This window comes from Janthinobacterium sp. (genome assembly GCF_031995485.1).
In the GTDB taxonomy this organism is placed as follows: domain Bacteria; phylum Pseudomonadota; class Gammaproteobacteria; order Burkholderiales; family Burkholderiaceae_D; genus Janthinobacterium.
The window spans coordinates 1-2,252 of sequence record NZ_DAMAGB010000093.1; the positions used below are offsets into that span (position 1 = coordinate 1).

Annotated in this window: 2 protein-coding genes; both read right to left on the reverse strand. The window is 65.6% G+C overall.

Annotated features, from left to right (window positions below; translation table 11 throughout):
* A partial coding sequence (locus tag RTQ46_RS27095) for an FAD-dependent monooxygenase (RefSeq protein ID WP_312440715.1) occupies positions 1-1,387 on the reverse strand: 1,387 nt, incomplete at its 3' end.
* 11 nt (positions 1,388-1,398) lie between these two features.
* Positions 1,399-2,252 (reverse strand): MFS transporter (locus RTQ46_RS27100; protein ID WP_312440716.1); only part of this gene is annotated, 854 nt, incomplete at its 5' end.

Below are 2,252 nucleotides of genomic sequence, written 5' to 3' on the forward strand. Positions count from 1 at the left end.
TCACCAGATCGGTAATATACCGCGCTTTCCGGTCGCCGTTTTGCAGCGGTGCCAACGGGCATTCGGGCAATGCCGTGCCGGGCGCCGGGCCGGCCGTGAAGCCATCGGAAGAAGGCACGTTCAGCGGCGACTCCAGATACGCAATCGCGCTGGTCTGGCGCGGATTGATCAGCGAGCGCACCTGCGCATGCTTGCCGGCCAGTCCCAGCACGGCCGTGCGCATCAGCTCGAAGGCAAACGTGGGCGGCGCCATGAATTCCGTGCTCTTGGTGCCGTGGCGCAGGTTTTCTCGCGCGGCAAACACGCGCTCAGCGGAATAACTGTCGAGCAAGGCCTGGCCCGCCTGCCGTTTCACTACATAGGCCAGCTTCCAGGCCAGGTTGTCCGCGTCGTCGATGCCCGAATTCGCCCCGCGCACGCCGAAAATCGGCACCAGGTGTGCCGCATCGCCGGCAAACAGCACGCGGCCGTGCCTGTATTTTTCCAGGCTCAAGGCATTGGCCTTGTAGATCGTGATCCAGACGGGATGCCAGGGCGCGCGCTCTCCCATCATCGCCAGCAGGCTGTCGACGCGCGGCGCCACGTTCTCCAGCAGCACGGCCGCCTGCGCATCCTCGTCGTCGCGCAGCTGGTAATCGATGCGCCAGATATCGTCGGGTTGCTTGTGCACCAGCACGGTCGAGCCGGGGTTCGATGGCGGGTCGAAATACGCCAGCCGCTCGGTCGGGCGGGCGCTTTTCAGGTGGATGTCGACAATCACATAGCGCCCCTCGTAGCTGGTGCCCTGCAGTTTCAGGCCCAGCGCCTCGCGCACCACGCTGCGCCCGCCATCGGCCGCCACCAGCCAGTCCGTTTTGATCCGGTACGTCTCATCCGGCGTGGCCAGGGTGACGGTGGCGCCATCGGCGTGCTGCTCCACGGCGGTCACGCGCGTCTGCCAGCGGATATCGATCAGGCCGGCATGGCGCTCGGCCGCATCGAGCAAAAACTGCTCGATATGGTATTGCGCCAGGTTGACCATTGGCGGCAGCTTCTGGTTGGCGTCCTGCGGCATCGTAAAATGCAGCACTTCCTGGTCGCGGTAGAAGCTGCGCCCGCCCGTCCAAGGCAAGCCTTTGGCCAGGAAGCCGTCGAGCGCGCCCAGCCGTTCGATGATTTCCAGGCTGCGCCGCGATATGCAGATGGCACGGCTGCCGGTGCACACGCCGTCGTCCGCTTCGATCAATACCGAGCGCACGCCGTGGCGGGCCAGGCCCAGCGCCGTGGCCAGGCCCACCGGGCCGCCGCCGACGATCAGGACAGGCACCTGTTCGATACCATCCCCGGCAGGTTTGCCCGGCGGATAAACCCTGGGCACATGGGGATACGGTTGAAATGCTGGTGTCATGCTGCTTCCTTTCAAATAGCCTGGTTGGCCTTGCCTCGGGCAATCGGCAGGGTCAATACGATCAGCGCGCCCGCCACCAGCAGTACGCTGGCATACAAGAGGCCAGTGGCAAAGCTGTGCGTCACGTCTTTGAGCCAGCCGACCACTACCGGATTGAGGGCCGAGCCGATATTGCCGGTGGCGTTGATGACGGCAATGCCGATGGCGCGCGCGGCGAAGCTCAGGGCGCCGTCCGGCGTGGTCCAGAACACGGACATGGCGGTGTAGGCGCCGGTCGAGGCCATGCAGATGCCCAGCAGCTGCAGCATGGGGTGGCCCGCATATGCGGTGATCAGCCAGCCAGCGGCCGACAGCAGCATCGGCCAGACGATATGCCAGCGCCGCTCCTGCAGCCGGTCCGAGCGGCGGCCCCAGGCGATCATGCCGATCACGGTGCATACCTGGGGAATCGCCGCCAGCAGGCCGATCTGGGTATTGCTGGCGCCGCTGTTAAAACTTTTGACGATCAGCGGCGTCCAGACGGCCACCATCGCCAGCGTATTGACCAGGCAAAAATAGGCCAGGCCGAATTTGAGCACGGTCGGCGAGCACATTTCGGCCAGCACGGAGGGCTTGACCGGGTTGGCGGCCGGCGCCAAAGCGGGCTTTTCCGCCTCCAGCATGCGCGCCAGCGCCTGCTGTTCCAGCCGGCTCAGCCAGTTCGCCTTGCCCGGCGCATCGTCGAGGTAGCCATACACGGCCAGTCCCAGCAGCACCGACGGCATCCCTTCCAGCAAAAACAGCCATTGCCAGCCAGACAGGCCCCAGTGGCCGTCCAGGCCCAGGATCAGCCCCGACAGGGCAGAGCCGATGGCGGCCGTCACCG